This window comes from Limnohabitans sp. 2KL-51, from assembly GCF_003063645.1.
Taxonomy (GTDB): Bacteria; Pseudomonadota; Gammaproteobacteria; order Burkholderiales; family Burkholderiaceae_C; genus Limnohabitans_A.
In genome coordinates, this window is sequence record NZ_NESJ01000074.1 from 1 (window position 1) to 598 (window position 598).

The 598-nt window shown below is 65.9% G+C and carries 1 protein-coding gene; it reads left to right on the forward strand.

What is annotated here, in order from left to right; all coding sequences use genetic code 11:
* Window positions 1-598 (forward strand): hypothetical protein (locus B9Z49_RS21970; protein ID WP_158273579.1); only part of this gene is annotated, 598 nt, incomplete at both ends.

Consider the following 598-nt stretch of genomic DNA (forward strand, 5'->3'; position numbering starts at 1 on the left):
GCACCGGCGCATGGACCTGGACAGACGCCTCGCGCAACCCCGGCACCTACATCCTCAAGGCAACCATCGTCAGCGCCACCGGCACCACGGCCATCAACACGGCCGCGCCGGTCAACGGCACCAACGGGGGTTACGACATCCAGCCCGTGGTCATCGACACCTCGGTGGGCACACCCGCCGAGATCAACTTGGGCCTGAGCATCACCACCGATGCGAACAACAATACCTTTGTCAACAAGGCCGAGCTGGGCGCCGCGACCACCTTCACCAGCCGCGCCACGTTTGACACCGCCTTGGCCAAGGTGGGCATGGTCATCACGCTGAGCGACGGCACCACCAACACCCCCATCACCTTGACGCAGGCGATGGTGACCGCAGGCTTTGTGGAGGCCACCTTTGCCAAGCCAGCCGAAGGCGCCACACAAACCGTGACCGCCAAGCTGACCGACATTGCAGGCAACCTGGGCACCGCCACGGTGAGCGACAGCGCCACGCTGGACACCACGGCCATCACGGTGGCCGTCACCCGCGCAGGCTCGGGCACCGTCACCACCAGCGAGGTGATCACCTTCACGCTCAGCGAGGCCAGCCCCGACTT